The organism is Ectothiorhodospiraceae bacterium BW-2, assembly GCA_008375315.1.
In the GTDB taxonomy this organism is placed as follows: domain Bacteria; phylum Pseudomonadota; class Gammaproteobacteria; order Thiohalomonadales; family Thiohalomonadaceae; genus BW-2.
In genome coordinates this window covers 319,460-334,768 of the sequence record CP032507.1, presented here as the reverse complement: position 1 = coordinate 334,768, position 15,309 = coordinate 319,460, and the positions used below count along the sequence as shown (strand labels likewise).

General features: G+C 50.0%; 17 protein-coding genes and 1 pseudogene. 8 read left to right on the top strand and 10 right to left on the bottom strand.

What is annotated here, in order from left to right; translation table 11 throughout:
- Nucleotides 1-43: 43 nt before the first annotated feature.
- Complete coding sequence (locus D5085_01465) at nt 44-1,258, top strand: hypothetical protein (protein ID QEP41929.1); 1,215 nt, start codon at nt 44-46, stop codon at nt 1,256-1,258.
- Nucleotides 1,259-1,380: 122 nt separating this feature from the next.
- Here D5085_01465 and D5085_01460 read toward each other — a convergent pair.
- A pseudogene (locus D5085_01460) lies at nt 1,381-1,473 on the bottom strand (type II toxin-antitoxin system mRNA interferase toxin, RelE/StbE family).
- Nucleotides 1,474-1,494: 21 nt separating this feature from the next.
- Here D5085_01460 and D5085_01455 point away from each other — a divergent pair.
- The 4 genes from D5085_01455 (at nt 1,495) to D5085_01440 (ending at nt 3,458) form a co-directional block, all read left to right on the top strand.
- Nucleotides 1,495-2,364: an ADP-ribosylglycohydrolase family protein gene (locus D5085_01455; GenBank protein ID QEP41928.1), complete on the top strand. Its 870-nt coding sequence runs from the start codon at nt 1,495-1,497 to the stop codon at nt 2,362-2,364.
- A gap of 126 nt (nt 2,365-2,490) precedes the next feature.
- On the top strand, nt 2,491-2,673 hold the full coding sequence (locus D5085_01450) for a DUF433 domain-containing protein (GenBank protein QEP45008.1): 183 nt from the start codon (nt 2,491-2,493) through the stop codon (nt 2,671-2,673).
- Nucleotides 2,673-2,993: a hypothetical protein gene (locus D5085_01445; GenBank protein ID QEP41927.1), complete on the top strand. Its 321-nt coding sequence runs from the start codon at nt 2,673-2,675 to the stop codon at nt 2,991-2,993. Before D5085_01450 ends, D5085_01445 begins: the two co-directional genes overlap by 1 nt.
- A gap of 27 nt (nt 2,994-3,020) precedes the next feature.
- A complete protein-coding gene (locus tag D5085_01440; protein ID QEP41926.1) occupies nt 3,021-3,458 on the top strand; it encodes a thermonuclease family protein in 438 nt (145 codons plus the stop codon).
- Between the two features lie 98 nt (nt 3,459-3,556).
- On the opposite strand, the gene D5085_01435 is transcribed toward D5085_01440, so the two are convergent.
- The 3 genes from D5085_01435 to D5085_01425 form a co-directional block, all read right to left on the bottom strand.
- Complete coding sequence (locus tag D5085_01435; GenBank protein QEP41925.1) at nt 3,557-4,324, bottom strand: DUF4395 domain-containing protein; 768 nt, start codon at nt 4,322-4,324, stop codon at nt 3,557-3,559.
- Nucleotides 4,325-4,550: 226 nt separating this feature from the next.
- Nucleotides 4,551-5,504: a hypothetical protein gene (locus D5085_01430; GenBank protein QEP41924.1), complete on the bottom strand. Its 954-nt coding sequence runs from the start codon at nt 5,502-5,504 to the stop codon at nt 4,551-4,553.
- A gap of 6 nt (nt 5,505-5,510) precedes the next feature.
- Nucleotides 5,511-5,747, bottom strand: a complete 237-nt coding sequence (locus D5085_01425; GenBank protein ID QEP41923.1) for a hypothetical protein — start codon at nt 5,745-5,747, stop codon at nt 5,511-5,513.
- A 276-nt stretch (nt 5,748-6,023) separates the two neighbouring features.
- Here D5085_01425 and D5085_01420 point away from each other — a divergent pair, with 276 nt between their 5' ends.
- From D5085_01420 to D5085_01410, 3 genes are all read left to right on the top strand, one after another.
- Entirely contained in the window at nt 6,024-6,383 is a 360-nt protein-coding gene (locus tag D5085_01420; GenBank protein QEP41922.1) for a hypothetical protein, read from the top strand.
- On the top strand, nt 6,380-7,111 hold the full coding sequence (locus D5085_01415) for a creatininase family protein (GenBank protein ID QEP41921.1): 732 nt from the start codon (nt 6,380-6,382) through the stop codon (nt 7,109-7,111). The genes D5085_01420 and D5085_01415 overlap by 4 nt, the downstream gene beginning before the upstream one ends.
- 64 nt (nt 7,112-7,175) lie before the next feature.
- A complete protein-coding gene (locus D5085_01410) occupies nt 7,176-9,560 on the top strand; it encodes a polyprenyl synthetase family protein (GenBank protein QEP41920.1) in 2,385 nt (794 codons plus the stop codon).
- Nucleotides 9,561-9,589: 29 nt separating this feature from the next.
- Here D5085_01410 and D5085_01405 read toward each other — a convergent pair whose 3' ends face one another.
- Genes D5085_01405 through D5085_01380 form a run of 6 tightly spaced genes read right to left on the bottom strand, consistent with a single transcriptional unit; the run spans nt 9,590 to nt 15,307 of the window.
- Nucleotides 9,590-11,356: a VWA domain-containing protein gene (locus D5085_01405; protein ID QEP41919.1), complete on the bottom strand. Its 1,767-nt coding sequence runs from the start codon at nt 11,354-11,356 to the stop codon at nt 9,590-9,592.
- Nucleotides 11,298-11,984 (bottom strand): Crp/Fnr family transcriptional regulator, encoded by a 687-nt coding sequence (locus D5085_01400; GenBank protein QEP41918.1) that lies wholly within the window; start codon nt 11,982-11,984, stop codon nt 11,298-11,300. The genes D5085_01405 and D5085_01400 overlap by 59 nt, the downstream gene beginning before the upstream one ends.
- Nucleotides 11,981-12,190 (bottom strand): hypothetical protein, encoded by a 210-nt coding sequence (locus D5085_01395; GenBank protein QEP41917.1) that lies wholly within the window; start codon nt 12,188-12,190, stop codon nt 11,981-11,983. The genes D5085_01400 and D5085_01395 overlap by 4 nt, the downstream gene beginning before the upstream one ends.
- 1 nt (nt 12,191) lies before the next feature.
- The gene (locus D5085_01390) at nt 12,192-12,971 is read right to left on the bottom strand and encodes a CbbQ/NirQ/NorQ/GpvN family protein (GenBank protein ID QEP41916.1); all 780 of its coding nucleotides are present in this window, start codon (nt 12,969-12,971) and stop codon (nt 12,192-12,194) included.
- Nucleotides 12,968-13,903, bottom strand: coding sequence for a 4Fe-4S binding protein (locus tag D5085_01385; protein QEP41915.1), 936 nt, complete (start codon nt 13,901-13,903; stop codon nt 12,968-12,970). Before D5085_01385 ends, D5085_01390 begins: the two co-directional genes overlap by 4 nt.
- A gap of 24 nt (nt 13,904-13,927) precedes the next feature.
- Nucleotides 13,928-15,307 (bottom strand): nitric-oxide reductase large subunit, encoded by a 1,380-nt coding sequence (locus tag D5085_01380; GenBank protein QEP41914.1) that lies wholly within the window; start codon nt 15,305-15,307, stop codon nt 13,928-13,930.
- Nucleotides 15,308-15,309: the final 2 nt, after the last annotated feature.

Genomic DNA, 15,309 nt, shown 5'->3' with positions numbered 1-15,309 from the left:
CCAGTTTATGACCCAATATCAGGCTCCACGGCTGTAGCCGTATATGACGCCCGTGAGAACAGAGCAGCGCCTTGATCAAGGGGAATTTTCGTTTGAATTTGATTCGCTGACACTGCACTTTAGCAGCTGGCAAGAGGGATTTAGCGTCATAGGCCAAAGGGTTGACGGCAGTGAGATGCGACTATCCGATTTACCCAACAAAAAGATTCTCTGGCCTGCCGTCTCGCCTGAGACACCGTTGGGCAAGCTGCAACAGACTATTCCTGAACCGATCCGTAAGGTGATCTCTCCTGTTCGCAATCACCAATATCGACTGATTCGCCTGACCGCGCTGCATCCGTTTGCGGCACAGCTATGCGTTGACAATCCGGTGCTGTTTTGGTTATGGGGGGTGCAGGTAGCTATGGCAGCGGGTGATCTTGCCGATGTCATTAAGCGGGATTTAGGCCAAAAACAGCACCAACTGCTGCTGCAGCTGTTAGCCGGAAAATGCGCCCCATGGGTGCAACAGCGCCCGAAATCGGCGGTCAAACTGCTAAAAAAGATGACCATTCAAGCGGGCGATCAAACAGAGATTAACCAAATTATGCGGCTGTTAAACCACCCTGAAAGCGAGTCTATGCGGCACCAAACCGATATTGACGCGACCACTGAGAGCTATCTGTTTCACTGTGAAGCGCTTAATCCGCGTTGGAGACAGCATTTACGAGGGAGTTGCCGCGAGACCGCAGTGGCTGACCGAACTATATTGCTAAAACGGGAGCTGGGACGGATTGGGACTCTCTGGCGCGATGCGGTACGAATGGCACAAGAGCTGGAGATAGAGATATGGGAGCGGCAACTCTACCGGCTAAAACATAGTGAACAGTTAATTGCCCTGCATGACGAGATTGTGCGCCACTACAACCAAAAGATGGCGACTTTGCACAAGCAGATTAACTTTCCACCCCCCCCTATTGCCGGCACAGAGAAGATTCGGCCTGTTACGAACTATTTTGAGCTACTGGAGGAGGGGCGAGTGATGCACCACTGTGTTGGTAGCTATAGCGTTCGGGTACAGCAGGGGCAGAGCTATATCTATCAGGTTCTGTCGCCGCAGCGCGCTACGCTGGAGCTAGATTTAACCCGCAGGAAGATAGTCATCGGACAGATGAAGTGCCGGTTTAATGCAGAGCCAACCCGGGAGAGCTATGATTTTGTGCAAAAATGGATAGAGGAGCAAAAAACAGCATTACGAACATTTAAGAGATTGACTTAACGATGAAATTGTCTATTACTGCTATCCTCTTATAGTGATGCGAGTGGAATTATTGAGTTGTTAACACTGCAAATAACCGGCGCTGAGCGACAGCGAAGCGTCCGGGTTAATTTGACTTATGCTTATTTATAGTGCGTCCAAAGACGTATTATTTTGATAACTTTATCTTCTTCCAGTACTTGATAGACGATACGGTATTGAAAATTGATGGGCCTGTAAAACTAAGGACAAACAGCATGAGATCAACTCCACTATCCGAACATATTTTTAAACGGGCTCAGGGGGCCTGGTTAGGCCAATTAGCCGGAGACTCGCTCGGCAGTTTGGTTGAATTTCAAACCGCTGCAACGATCGCTAACGCTTATCCGCAGGGGATTCGGGAGTTAGTCGATGGGGGGACATGGAATACCCTTGCCGGTCAACCGACTGATGATTCAGAGATGGCGTTAGCTTTAGTAAACTCCCTGCTAGAGGAGTCAAACTACGCTGCTGCAGGGGCGATGACTCACTACCAAAGATGGTACCAAAGTCAGCCTTTTGACATCGGCTTCACAACTGTTCGTGCCCTGACAGGTGATCCTAACCACGATAGTCAGGCGAACGGAGCGCTTATGCGAGCTTCTCCTCTTGGCATTGTTGCAGTAGGTACCCCCTTAACCCAGCGTTGTGCCTGGGCGGCTGCCGATGCAGCGCTAACTCACCCCCATGCTAACTGTGTTGCCATAAATCAGCTCTATGTGGCGGCTATTGCTACAGCTATTGAATCGGGTTCAACTGGTGCTGATCTCTATGAGCAGATTACTCGTTGGGCACGGCAGTGGGATTTGCCCGCAGAGGTGACAGAGGTCACCGAAAAGGCGGCCCGGATACCGGTTCAGGATTATCAAAGTCATATGGGATGGGTCATGATAGCGTGGCACAATGCATTATGGCAGCTGCTCAGTGCGCCCTCTTTGGAAGAGGGGATTATCGACACGGTTATGCAGGGTGGCGACACCGATACTAATGCGGCTATTTGTGGTGCACTTTTGGGTGCGGTATATGGCTTAGAGGCTGTACCGACCCGCAATGCAGCACAATATGGCCGCAATTACCCGCTCGATTGAGACCATGACCACCACCGTCAGCCAGATGAGCCGCGCCGTCGATAGCATGAGCGGCAGCGTGGTGGTGATGGGCGAGGAGTTAACCGCCGTCAGAGGCGCGGTTGAGGCGATTTAGCGGGCAAGCCCATTGTCAAAGGAACCCGGCTATCGGTCGATTTCTTACTGAGCCTGTTTGCAGCCGGTTGGACAGAAGAACAAATTCTTGATAACTACCCCCAACTGAACCATCAGACGCTGTTAGCCGTGTTTGCCTTTAGCGCTGAAATTTTACGCGAAGAGACCATCTACATCACCCAAACGGCTGCCTGATGCGCTGGTTGTTAAACGAAAACATCCCCCTGACGACCATCCGCGAACTTAAGGCAGCGGGACACGATGTCTTGGCGATTAAAGAGCACTCGCCGGGCAGTCGTGATGAAGAAGTGATGGCTTTGGCGCACCGGGAGCAAAGAGTTATTGTCACCTTTGATCGGGATTATGGTGAATTGGTATTTCGTTACCGCCTGCCACAGCCTGCCGGTGTTGTCTATTTGCGTTTTGCGCCGCAAACCCCGCAAGAGCCGGCGGTATTGGAAGGGAAATTTACCACTGTTGACCGAACCCATATCCGACAACGCCCGCTTGCATGACACAGTAAGTGGTTTAGAGCTATCTCAATGGCAAACCGCTCCCGTCTGACCCTTTTCTGGCTTGTTGCCCTAACTGGTCTCATCGCCCCGTGGCTCAACACCTGCTCGCTACTGTTACCGGCCACAGCGCCTCAATCGTGCCGCGTGAAATCGGTCTATGATGGCGACACCACCCCCCTGAACTGCAACGGCGAGACGATCAAAACCCGCTTCTACTGCATTGACACCCCCGAAATGGGGCAGAAACCGTGGGGCAAACAGAGTCGGGATCACTTGCGGGGGATTATTGGCACTGAAGTTACCCTGAAACGCCATGATACTGACCGCTACGGGAGGGGGGTGGCAGAGCTGTTTGATGCGACCGGTCAGAGTGTCAATTTGGCAATGGTGCGGGCGGGGAGGGCTCCAGCTTGGTTGATGGTCGCTTTATTGAAATTATTTTCAATGACGAAAAATGGGCTATAATTTTAAACAGAGACGGAAAAATTAAAACCTCTTAACTCTATAGAACCCGACAGAGAGAGTTTTTCCGACTATTACCAGAGAAGGGGGCCCTTGAGATTCTAATGGTGGGAGTGGTGGGGGTGGGGCAGCGGCTGTTCTTGCTCCACCGGCGCGGCTAGCGACGGATTAGAGAGCTCATCACTCACCGCATCACTCTTCTCTTGGTCACCTCCTTGTCCACGCAGCTGCTGCATAAACTCATGGTTAGCACCGTTGTGTTGCATAGGGTGTCGGTGGGGATCGCTCATCACTTGGGTGATTGCCGTTAACGCAATACCAAAGGCGATTAGCATGAGCCACTGGGGGATTGTCACCTGTTGGATTGGTTGCCGCTGTCGCACCTCACACACACCACCGGCGCAGAGGGTTATCTCGCGTTTTAGCACTCGATTGTAGAATAGGCAGCCGAGGCAGATACCAAATGATGACTCCATAAACAGCAGTGCGATACAGATGCCACAAACCGCAAAATTTAGAAAGCTCATCTGCTGCATGAAGATCATTGTCACCAGCATAAAGGCCGCTAACCCGAGGCCGATCCACCATGCAAAGCGCTTCGGTGCTGCTGCGGTGTACTCAGGTGTCTGATGCGCCACCACTAAACGACCGAGGATTAGAGTCGGTGCGTAGCGCGGAGTTACCACCCGAAGCACAAAATCGATAAAAAATGCAATAATCATCATCTGCGCCGGCAGCATCAGATCGGCATACCACGCTCCCCAGAAGACCACCATCGAGATAAAAAAGAGGATTCCGGCACCGGCACGGACCTCGCGTTCGTTTAAAACTGGCTGATCGTAACCGGCTACCTGTTCACCAAAGGCCATCGTCTCTATCCTCTTGAGTAAAAAGTTAAACTAATGATGATTCGTCATGATAGCAGATTAATCATTAGTCGTAACGGCTTTGTTCACCGTTTCGTCCAGGCTTGCGGTTTCTATCATTCCCCCCTCCAACCTCCCCCTGCTGGGGGGGCTATTAGCTCCCTCCCCTAGCGGGGGAGGGTTGGGGTGGGGGCAAAAAATGGCGAAACGATGAACAAGGCCCAATGAGTTAAGAGACCGATCTAACTAGATAACGGTGGACTATTCTATCTGGAATAATATTAACGATTTTAACCATGATAAAAATAATCGATACACTAAAGAGAATGCGCCCGACCAAAATAGCTGACAGATGGGCACCGATTAGCATCATAAGTAGCGTATCCTCAATTAAACTGTGTGATAATCCCAATAAAGAAATTGAGAATAGAATATCATGCGGTTTAATCTCACCCGCCTCTGCCTCTTGTATCAGTAAGGCACCGCCATAAGAGATTCCCAAAGTTAGACCTATGAGGGTAATCGTTTCTGCCTCGCGACCAATACCTAGCAGATGGAGTAGCGGCCGTAATTGTCGATTAAACCACTGTATGATGCCTAGTTTTTTTAGCAGATCAAGAAAAAAGACTAAGCTAAATACAATACAGATAATCAATCCAAGACCTATCACCTGATTCATAGCCCACTCGCTAAGTGAGGGGTCAATCTCATCGGGTGACCAGAGTAGCTCACTCGGTTGCTGTAACCACTCTCCAAATAGATAAATTTGGTTAAAGATAGCTGCAAAAAAAATCGCCATGCTCACTCTTAAGAGGACGGTAAGTGTAAAACTGACCCCTGCCTTTTGCGCAATTCTGGCCTCTAACGGCAGGGCGTGAGCAATGAGCATCATCGCGCTGATAAGAGTGACTTGTGCCACTGTCATAGGTGTCTCAGGCGCTAGAGTCGCATAGACAACGATACCGCCATACAGATTGGTCATAAGAGCTGTCGCCCATACTAATCCCATTGTTCCAGGTAGGCCAACTAACTCCATTATCGGTGCTAATAGCTCAGAGAGGAGATTGACCACTCCCATCTGTTCCAATATTTTCATAATAATAATAATTGGAATCATCAGTTTGAATAGTGTCAAACTAAGGTTAAAGGATTTTACAAAAGTAGAGTGTAGATATAGCCACATCGCTTGTTACCGTAGCACCATTATGGCGAGCCGTTGATGGCACTGCTCTGCCATGAGTGCCCTTCCCTGTAGATAGAGAGGGGGCTTTTTGAGACGCACGAACTGACCATCGGCGGCTTGCGCCGGTTGAGTTATCGCGATTACACTCTGCTTAGTTTGCGAGAGAGAGTTGTCTAACATAGTGATAAGGCCGTCATATTTGGGTAACGATGGTAGATAGTTATTGCAGTATATTACCATCATAGACTAAACTAAGGGCCAATTCATTAACACCACTTAAGGAGATGGCCATGAAATCCCCTCCACCAAAGAGGCGTAATCCACTTTATGACGCACCACTGCTGCGTAAAGGGGGCGTACACGATAAAACCAATAAGGCTAAGCGCCGTAAAGAGAAGATGGGCCTGCGTCGGGAGTGGGCTGCTCCATCCGCCACCCGATGGGTGGATCGAGCAGCCCATTGTCAGCGGCTGCCGGTTTGATCAAAACTTCCGGATCGGTATGTCATCGGAGTCAGTAGTGGAATTTTTTCGGCGCCTCGATACCCCTCTTCCCCCCTCAGGGCTTCAGGCAGCTCTGACGATAGCCGCCTTGCCGACGCTTTGCGCCTCCATCGGCCAAGTGCTACAAAATAGCGGTGAAGAGGGGGAGATCTACTCTCTTTGGGGCCAGTTTAAAGTTCGGCGAGAGGAGATTAACGGCGGAGTTCGCTTTACCTTACCGACTTGCCCGAATGCGCTAGCTTGGACGGTGACAACAGCACCGGCACAGCTAACTATTCACACAACCATTAACCGCACGGAGCATGATCCAGATTTTATCGAATCAATTGAGCTATTTATGGATGATTGGGTCGAGGGGTTATCACAGTTAAGATGAGATTGGCACAACTAACTTGGCCAGAGGTGGAAGCCTATCTGCAACAGCGGCAAGAGCTGATAGTGCCAATCGGCGCTACCGAACAGCATGGACCGATGGGGCTGATCGGTACCGATGCCATCTGCCCGGAGGTGATTGCTGATCAGATATCCGCACGCACTGGGATAGTGGTGGGGCCAACTATCGCTTTTGGAATGTCGCAGCACCATTTAGCTTTTCCCGGTACGCTCTCGCTTAAACCGACCACTTTAATGGCGCTGCTAAAAGATATTATCGACTCATGTCGCCACCACGGCTTGACTCGGATCTATTTCATTAACGGCCACGGCGGCAATGTGGCCACTATCAATAGCGCTTTTGCTGACATTTATGCCGCAGCGAGTCTTACCGACTCTCCCTCAACACTCTATCTGCGACTGTGGAACTGGTATGAAGGGAGCGGCGTTAGGGCGATCTCAAAACGGGAGTTTGGGCTTGAAGAGGGGATGCATGCGACCCCTTCCGAGATCTCGTTAACCTATCTAGCCTACCCCGAGACAGTTAAATCGATACCCCTCGCTCCCATTCAGGCGACAGTCGGCCACTTTAGAGACAGCCACGACTTTCGACGCCAATATCCCGATGGCCGGATCGGGGCGAATTCAGCGTTAGCCTCTATTGAACACGGTAGAGCACTATTGGCGGCGGCGGTGGAAGATTTTTTGCGGCTATTGGATCAAAATCGTTAACAATCTAATCTAGTGTGTTATCTCTGACTCTTCTGCATTAGACATTTTTGTTAAAGGTTTTTAAGTGAATAAATTTGAAGAGGCAGAAAATAGCTATCATTTATATCAAAATAGGGCAAAAAAATATTACCAACAGCTAATAAGTAACTTGAATTCAGCGAGTTTTTTATTACAGCTTGAGGCTGATTATAAGAGATTAAAATCACCCCCTTCTGGGGTCGCTAATATTGTTGGATATTGGGTGGATAAAGTATATAGCAACGCTCCCCCTATGTCGGATGCAAAAGCTTTTTTGAATTATCTTGACGGGAAGAAGCAGCTCCATAACTATTTAGATAGATCCATTGGTTATATCTTTTTAAGAGATTTAGGAAAAGATCTCTCTAAACAGGAGGTGCAATCTGACATAGAGCAGATAGTTGGTAAACTAGAAGATAAAATAGTTCGCTCTATATTGCAAAACTCGGCACCAAAAAAGAGTTTTTTGTCGCTATTGTTTAAAAAGTCGTGCGAATATAATGCAGAATCTGCGTTGGTATGGTTGATCGAAAAACTTCAGCTGATTCAAAATAATATCCCACCACAGCTCTCATCTGAACAGGCGCTGAGAAAGTTGGTTAAAATTGTGGCGGGTGTGGTGATGATAGCGATCGATACTGCGCCAAAAACATTGACGAAAGAGGAGAGGGGGAGGCGATATGCGAAGGCTGTACGCTTAGGGTACGCTTACGGCTTAACCTATCCATTTATTGACGATATTTTAGATCACTCCTCGGTGCTAACCGCTGAGGAGAAATTGATGTTTTCAGATATGATTCGTACCACTTTAGTTGAACAGGGAGTCCCTGTATTGCAGCCGTTAGGTGGGGAAAATGGTGATTTTATCTATTTTGTCTATCAGGAGCTGAAAGAGGCGTTTCAGACGATAAAAAACCATCAATTCGATTCAAATATTAAAGATTTTTACCAAAAAGCCTATCTTTTCTTTAACTCACAAGAGTTGGATAGAGCTAAAATTATAACTAATACAACTTACTCAAATGAAGATATTTTTATCCCCCTTATCTTAAAGTCCGCCTCGTCAAGACTAATGGCTCGCTCCGTATTAGGTGGCGGCGGCGATAGTGATTTTGATGATAATATGTTCTATTACGGAATATATAACCAATTTAATGATGACATTAAGGATATCGACAGTGATCTATTGCAGGGAGTGGTTACCCCATACACCTACTACCTGAAGCACTACAAAAAAAGAGCCGATTTGGTGAATCCCTATGAGATATATTGGAGTGTTGTCTTTACCTTGATCTATGTTGTGTATAAAGAGGAGCCAATAGCCAAAAAATTAATTTTAGAACGGACAATTAATGCCCATAAAAGCCTCTGCTCTCAAAAAGGTTTGCGTGGTTATCATGCGTTTATGGATGTGTTTAAAACCCGTTCAAATAGCTTTAACTCATTGATAAAAAAAATCACCTTAACATCACCCAATATCTATTGGTTTGATAAGCTGATAAGCGTGCAAATAACCGACTATTTTTATAATAAAAAAACCGATGCCGCTATCTATTCGGAAGAGCTGAAGAGAATCGGAAATTTTATAAATAAAAATTTAAAAATTGAACAACAGCAAAGGCATAGCGGCCTAGATGAGACTTTGGTGGAAGCAGCAAATTATAGCTTAGGGTCAGGGGGTAAGCGGCTTCGGCCTATGTTAGCCTATATCGCCGGTGTTGATATGTTTGGTATCAAACAGGAGCTGTTAATCCCTCTGTTTAAATCTATAGAATATATGCATACCTCTTCGCTTATTTTTGATGATAAACCGACTCAAGACAATGCGGAAAAGAGAAGGGGAAGGGCTGCGTTGCATGTTAAATATGGAAGTGAATCTTTGGCTGAGTTGACTGGTGTTTTTATCATATTAAAGGCAGTTGAAGAGCAGGCTTCACTCTCTGGGTTCGATGCGACAATAATCAATAGACTTATAAAATATAGTGCCGAGATTGTTGAGGCTATGTGCAAAGGACAGTATATGGATTTAAGCTCTAAAGAGGAGAGGTTGACACTGGAGCAGCTAGAGAATTTATCTTTTTATAAAACTGGTTTAGCGATCGAGGCGTCGTTAATGATGCCCGCAGTACTGAAAGAGGCAACGGACGAGAGGGTCGATAAACTTAAAGTGTTTGCTAGACATGCAGGGATAGCGTTCCAAATTCGTGATGATATTTTGGATGAGCAAGGTGATCCGGACAAGATGGGTAAGCCGATAGAGATGGACAAACGAAACAGAAACGCCACCTTTGTTACCGTTTTGGGGGTAGAGAACGCCAAGATCGAGCTATATAGGCACTATTTTCGGGCTATGGATGCGTTAGATGAGATGCCTTCTAAGACAGATTTTTTACGATTTATTTTAGACTACTTTGTTTTGCATAATAGATAATTAGGATGCCTTATTGTTGGGGCTATTGATTAATGGCGTCGGGTAAGATTGCCGTACCACTGAGACAATTTTTTGGGGAGATCTTCTACCTGTCGTACCCACACCCACCCCTGTTGACCAAAGAGGTGGGGCAGATAGGCTTCGGCGCGTTGGTCGATAGTGATACAGAAGGGGCGGACACCTTGTCGTTTGGCCTCTACGATGGCGTGACGAGTATCTTCTAGGCCATAGCGCCCCTCATAATGGTCAAGATCGTTCGGTTTACCATCGGTTAATAGCAGTAGCAACCGCTCCTCAGCTATTTGGCTTTGAAGTTGTTTGGTGGCGTAGCGAATCGCCGCACCCATGCGGGTGTAGTAGCCCGGTTTAGTCGCCAAAATGCGCCCACGAACCCGATCATCGTAGCGTTCATTAAACGCTTTAAGATGGTTATAGCGCACCTGTTGGCGATGGATAGATGAGAAGCCGTAGAGGGCAAACGAGTCGCCTAAGTGGTGTAGTGTCTCTCCAAATAGCAGCAGCGCATCTTGGATAATATCAATGACTCGGGTGTTATTATTGGCGCAGCTATCGGTCGAGAGCGAGAGATCGGCGAGCAGTAGCGTGGCGATTTGGCGCTGACGGGGGTGAGGTTGGCGATAGATAGCCGGCAAGGTGAGGCGCTGTGGTTGGCTCTGATAGTCGATATACTCCTCAATATCGATCTCACTCCCCTCCTCTTGGCGGTTGCGCCACTGCGGCAGAGTCTCTACCACGGCCATCTGTTTTCGTAGCTGCCGTGCTAATGGATGCAGACGGGAGGGGAGCGGAGCCGAGCTCTCTTCTCTGGCGGTGACTATTTGTAACTTGCAGTAGTTAGCCCGAAGCTGTTGGTGGCGATAGTCCCACTCGGGGAGGGGGATTCCATCCCCTAAAGGGAGATCATCATACTCGGTTGCCGGGAGATCAAAATCGAGCCGAATACGGTGCGATAGCCGACTGCGACTTCGTTGCAGGTGGAGCTGTTCCATATCTTCAGCGGTGCGGGCGGCGTCGGGGTTGGGGCTCTCGTCATGGGCGCGATTAAGTGGCAGAAATTCGGTCCAACTAAAGAGGCTCTCTAGCCGAAAGGCGAGCATACTGCCTCGTTGTTGGGGGAGTTCGGCTCGCTCGGCGCGATGGCGCTGCGGACTCTGTTGCGAATGATTGCCCTCATCTTCTGGAGGGCTATTGTCGGCTAGAGCGGCGGGATCTTCAGGAGTCGGGGAGGGAGGCGGCGAACGCTCTGCTATCGCTAGTTGCAGCGGCAGGGGTGGCTGCTCGCCATAGAGGCGCTGCCAGGCTTGAATAAGTCGTTGCCAGCGCGGTTGTAGTGCCGGATAGCGTTGCAGTAGCGCCTCTCGACTGCTATTAAGGCTACCAAGGGCGGTCAGCCAGAGATAGTGCTCCCGATTGAGCCGGCTATCGTCAAACAGAGCGAGGGTTGTGGGTAGATAGAGGGTATCGGCATCACGCCAAGCGGGAGTGGTGAAGGTTCGGTTACCGGCAAGGCGCTGTAGCCAGCTCCGCTGCTGTCGATTCACCCGTTTAAGCGCCGGGCGAATCACCACCTCGCTCTGGCCGGAGAGTGCTCGTAGCAGCAGTGTCAACGAGTAGTGTTGTGTCGATAGCTCGACGGCAGCATGGCGATGAGGATCGGCCAACCTTGTGATCCAGTGGTGCCACTGTTTGCCGACTAACTCCTCCATGGCGATGGGTCTATCCTTGAGTGTGCGCCCTAAGCGCTTCGATATTGAGCAGATCGATACGATTCTCATGCAGCTGCAAGTAGCCCTGCTGTGCGAGCCGTTTTAAGATGCGGGAGAGGGTTTCGGGTTGAATCGATAGTCGTGAGGCGATCACCTGTTTGGGCAGTGTTAATTCAACTGTCGTATTAGGCGCATTCGTAGCGTGATCGAGTAGCCAGTTGATTAGGCGCGAGGTGGCATCATGGAGGGTCAACTGCTCAATCTCTCCCATTAACCAGTGGATGCGTTGGCTCATTTTGCCCATTAACTCAAAACAGAGATCGACTGATGAGCGTAAAATCTGCTCATAGAGGAGGGCGGGTATGGCTGCGACCACCGTACTTTTTAGAGCGATAGCATTGAGTGGATAGCGGCGGGCGCGAAAAAAGAGGATCGCTTCTGCAAAAGTGTGGCCGCTGCTGACGATATCGACAATCTTCTCATCGCCATTTGCCATGAGCTGAAATAGTTTAATATCCCCCTCCAAGGTCACAAACAGAGCCTTAAAGGGATCTCCTTGCTGAAACAGCAGCTCTCCCCCTTTTAAGCTGTGGCAGTGGGTTTGTGCCATGAGTTGAGCAAACTGCACTGATGTCAGCGACTGGAATAGCGGTAGCTGGCGGATGAGTTGTTGTTGTCTCTCTGTAGGTAAGATCATGTTCTGCTGCTCTTGTGATGCGGGTGATAGAGTAGCCCCGATAATACCCCTATCCCAAATAGAGTAAAGAGTTGTGCGAGCTGTGGCTGTGCTATCCCCTCGAAGCCGACCGCGATAATACCTGAGGCCATGACCATGGCAAAATAACCCGGATGGAGCGATCGTAGTGGCAGTAGAGGCGTTTGAATCTGCGTCAGGGTGAACATATTAGAGCTTGCCAATATGGGTCGTTACCACTTCCATTAACGCCTCAACGGTCTCTTCATCATCACTTAACGGTTCAATCAGCGCTGCCTGACAGGCAGTCACGGGATCGAGTCCGGCTTGAATCAGGCTGGCGGTATAGACTAGCAGGCGGGTCGAGGCCGACTCCTCCAGATCGTGTTCGGTGAGCGTTCGTAGCGCGGTGGCGATATCGACCAATTTTTTCGCCCACTCTACCGAGATGGCCGTCTCATTAATGACAATCTGCTGTTCATGCTTCGGTTCAGGGTAGCTCACCTTGAGTGCCACAAAGCGCTGTCGAGTCGAAGGTTTTAGCCCTTTGAGCAGATTTTGGTAGCCAGGATTGTAGGAGATCACCAGCATAAACTCTTTAGGGGCCTGTAACAGCTCACCGGTTCGCTCCAGAGGTAGCAGGCGGCGGTGATCGGAGAGCGGATGGAGCACGACAGTGGTATCTTTTCGCGCCTCGACTATCTCATCGAGATAGCAGATTGCCCCTTCGCGTACCGCACGGGTGAGTGGGCCATCGCTCCAGTAGGTACCGTGGTCACCAATCAGATGGCGGCCTACCAGATCGGCGGTGGTGAGATCATCATGGCAGGCGACGGTGTAGAGCGGTCGCTGTAATGTTGCCGCCATATATTCAACGAGTCGAGTTTTACCGCAGCCGGTAGGCCCCTTAATAAGCAGGGGCAGTTGACGGCGATAGGCGTACTCAAACAGGATAAGCTCCTCCCCTTGGGGTAGATAGGCTTGGGTCATTTATTGGACTCCTGTCGGTGTGGGGGGGGCGGCTGTAGCCGTGGCGCAAGGCGGGCAACCTGTTCAGCATCGGCAGCAGTGACCCACTGTAGCAGGCTAGCCTCTCCACTCTGCTGCTGCACCTTCTCACAGCTCTCAATACAGCGGCGACACTGCGTACAGGTAAACATCGCCCGCTTAATGGTGCGCGGCTTAAGTCGCATTGGGCAGGCGTGCTCGCAGGAGTTATCGCATGTTTGGCACAGTTTAGCGCGGCGGCTATCAAAACCGACCACCAGCGCACGCCGATTACCCATCCAGATTAGGCTCTGTGCCACCCCAACCGCGCAACCAAAACGGCAGAAGAGGTGGCGGGCCAAGAGAAAGTCGATGGTAAAGAGGATCGTGGCGACTGCCAAAAAGCGCCACTGATTGGCGCTAAAATCGAGTGTCAGCAGGTTAGCATAGATGAGTGAGGGCGGGAGCAGGTAGGTGAGCAGCACCACCGCCCACAGTGCCGCCATCGACAAGGCCACAAGCACCGTGATGAGTTTAAATCTCGGCTGGGGTGTGATAGCGCTACCATCACACTGCTGTTCGGGAAGGGGGGCTCTATCCCAGATAGATAGTCTGCCGATAGCTCGGCGCAACAGGGCGTTAATCAGTTCGACCACGCTGTAGTGGGGGCAGAGCCAGCCACAATAGAGTCGGCCATAACGCCAAGCGATCACGATGCCGGTCACCACAAAGCCTAGCAGCGGTAACAGAAAGTAGAGCGCGATAGTGAGTGCTAGTGCAGCAGGCGAGCTATCAGCAGAGATGCCAAGGTGCCACGGCTCCCCGAATAGAATCAGATGCCCCGCCAGCAGATCGATCCGTAGCAGATCGAGCGGTGGGGCGGCGATAAAGAGGGCGAAGAAGCCGGTTTGGGTTGCTCTGCGTAGCGTACTCATCGCCCCGAAATAGAAGTGTCAGCTCTAAACGGTAGCCGTCTGCTGCTTGTGATCAGGCAGAAAGCTGAGTACAAACAGGGTTGCACCGGTAATAAAGACAAAACCGCTGAGAAAGCGCATCCAGTAGAAGATGGCGACCTTATCTTGTACCGTCATAAAGTTGAGCGGAGTCTCGGTATAGCGTTGCAGATAGACCTGTAAAATACCGGCACCAGTGAGAAAGAGCGTGATAAAGACCATTGAAACGGTCATCAGCCAGAACGACCACATCTCCATCACCTGCCGTCGGTTAGATTTCGCCTCCTGACCACCCATTAGCGGCACCGCATAGGAGATAATTGTCATGACGATCATCGCATAGGCGCCAAAGAAGGCGAGATGACCGTGGGCGGCAGTTATTTGGGTGCCGTGGGTATAGTAGTTGACAGGGGCAAGCGTATGCATAAAACCCCAGACACCAGCGCCTAAAAAGGCCATTACCGCCGTCCCCATCGCCCAGAGCGTTGCCGCCCTATTCGGGTGCTCTCGCTTGCGGCGATTAATCACATTAAAGGCGAACAGAGTCAAAATAAAGAACGGAATGGGCTCTAGGGCTGAGAAGATCGAACCCCACCACTGCCAGTAGGCGGGAGCGCCGATCCAGTAGTAGTGGTGACCGGTACCGATAATGCCGGTAATGAGCGTCATAGCAATAATCACATAGAGCCACTTCTCCACCACCTCACGGTCGATGCCGGTGATTTTAATTAACACAAAGGCGAGAATAGAGGCCAAAATCAGCTCCCATACCCCCTCAACCCAGAGATGCACCACCCACCACCAGTAGTATTTATCTTTAACTAGGTTATCGGGGTTATAGAAGGCGAACAGAAATAGCAGCGCCAACCCCATCAGACCGGTGAGTAGTACCACAGTGACGACCGTTTTCCGACCGGAGAGAACGGTCATAGCGATGTTATAGAAAAAGGCGAGGATGACAATCACCAGACCGATTTTGGTAATCGTCGGCTGTTCAAGAAACTCTCGTCCCATGGTAGGCAGCAGTTCATTACCGGTTATCTCCGCTAAAGTGGCGTATGGCACCGAAAGGTAGCCGATAATGGTAAGCACCCCAGCGGTGAGGAAGACCCAGAAGGTCACTATCGCCAGCCGTGGTGAGTAGAGATCGCGACCGGCCTCCTCAGGTACTAAATAGTAGGAGGCTCCCATAAAACCGAATAGTAGCCAGACAATGAGCAAGTTAGTATGCACCATGCGGGCGACATTAAAGGGGATTTCGGGGAAAAGATAGTCTCCGGCGACATATTGATAGCCCATCATCAGGCCAAAGATAATTTGCAATAAAAACAGCCCAATCGCTGCGATAAAGTAGGGTTTAGCCACCTCTTGTGAAGGGTATTGCATGA

Excerpts from the sequence above, each read along its gene's own strand:
- D5085_01465 (QEP41929.1), top strand. The coding sequence starts at position 44 with ATGACGCCCGTGAGAACAGAGCAGCGCCTTGATCAAGGGGAATTTTCG.
- D5085_01455 (QEP41928.1), top strand. The coding sequence starts at position 1,495 with ATGAGATCAACTCCACTATCCGAACATATTTTTAAACGGGCTCAGGGG.
- D5085_01445 (QEP41927.1), top strand. The coding sequence starts at position 2,673 with ATGCGCTGGTTGTTAAACGAAAACATCCCCCTGACGACCATCCGCGAA.
- D5085_01440 (QEP41926.1), top strand. The coding sequence starts at position 3,021 with ATGGCAAACCGCTCCCGTCTGACCCTTTTCTGGCTTGTTGCCCTAACT.
- D5085_01435 (QEP41925.1), bottom strand. The coding sequence starts at position 4,324 with ATGGCCTTTGGTGAACAGGTAGCCGGTTACGATCAGCCAGTTTTAAAC.
- D5085_01430 (QEP41924.1), bottom strand. The coding sequence starts at position 5,504 with ATGTGGCTATATCTACACTCTACTTTTGTAAAATCCTTTAACCTTAGT.
- D5085_01425 (QEP41923.1), bottom strand. The coding sequence starts at position 5,747 with ATGATGGTAATATACTGCAATAACTATCTACCATCGTTACCCAAATAT.
- D5085_01415 (QEP41921.1), top strand. The coding sequence starts at position 6,380 with ATGAGATTGGCACAACTAACTTGGCCAGAGGTGGAAGCCTATCTGCAA.
- D5085_01405 (QEP41919.1), bottom strand. The coding sequence starts at position 11,356 with ATGAGAATCGTATCGATCTGCTCAATATCGAAGCGCTTAGGGCGCACA.
- D5085_01400 (QEP41918.1), bottom strand. The coding sequence starts at position 11,984 with ATGATCTTACCTACAGAGAGACAACAACAACTCATCCGCCAGCTACCG.
- D5085_01395 (QEP41917.1), bottom strand. The coding sequence starts at position 12,190 with ATGTTCACCCTGACGCAGATTCAAACGCCTCTACTGCCACTACGATCG.
- D5085_01390 (QEP41916.1), bottom strand. The coding sequence starts at position 12,971 with ATGACCCAAGCCTATCTACCCCAAGGGGAGGAGCTTATCCTGTTTGAG.
- D5085_01385 (QEP41915.1), bottom strand. The coding sequence starts at position 13,903 with ATGAGTACGCTACGCAGAGCAACCCAAACCGGCTTCTTCGCCCTCTTT.
- D5085_01380 (QEP41914.1), bottom strand. The coding sequence starts at position 15,307 with ATGCAATACCCTTCACAAGAGGTGGCTAAACCCTACTTTATCGCAGCG.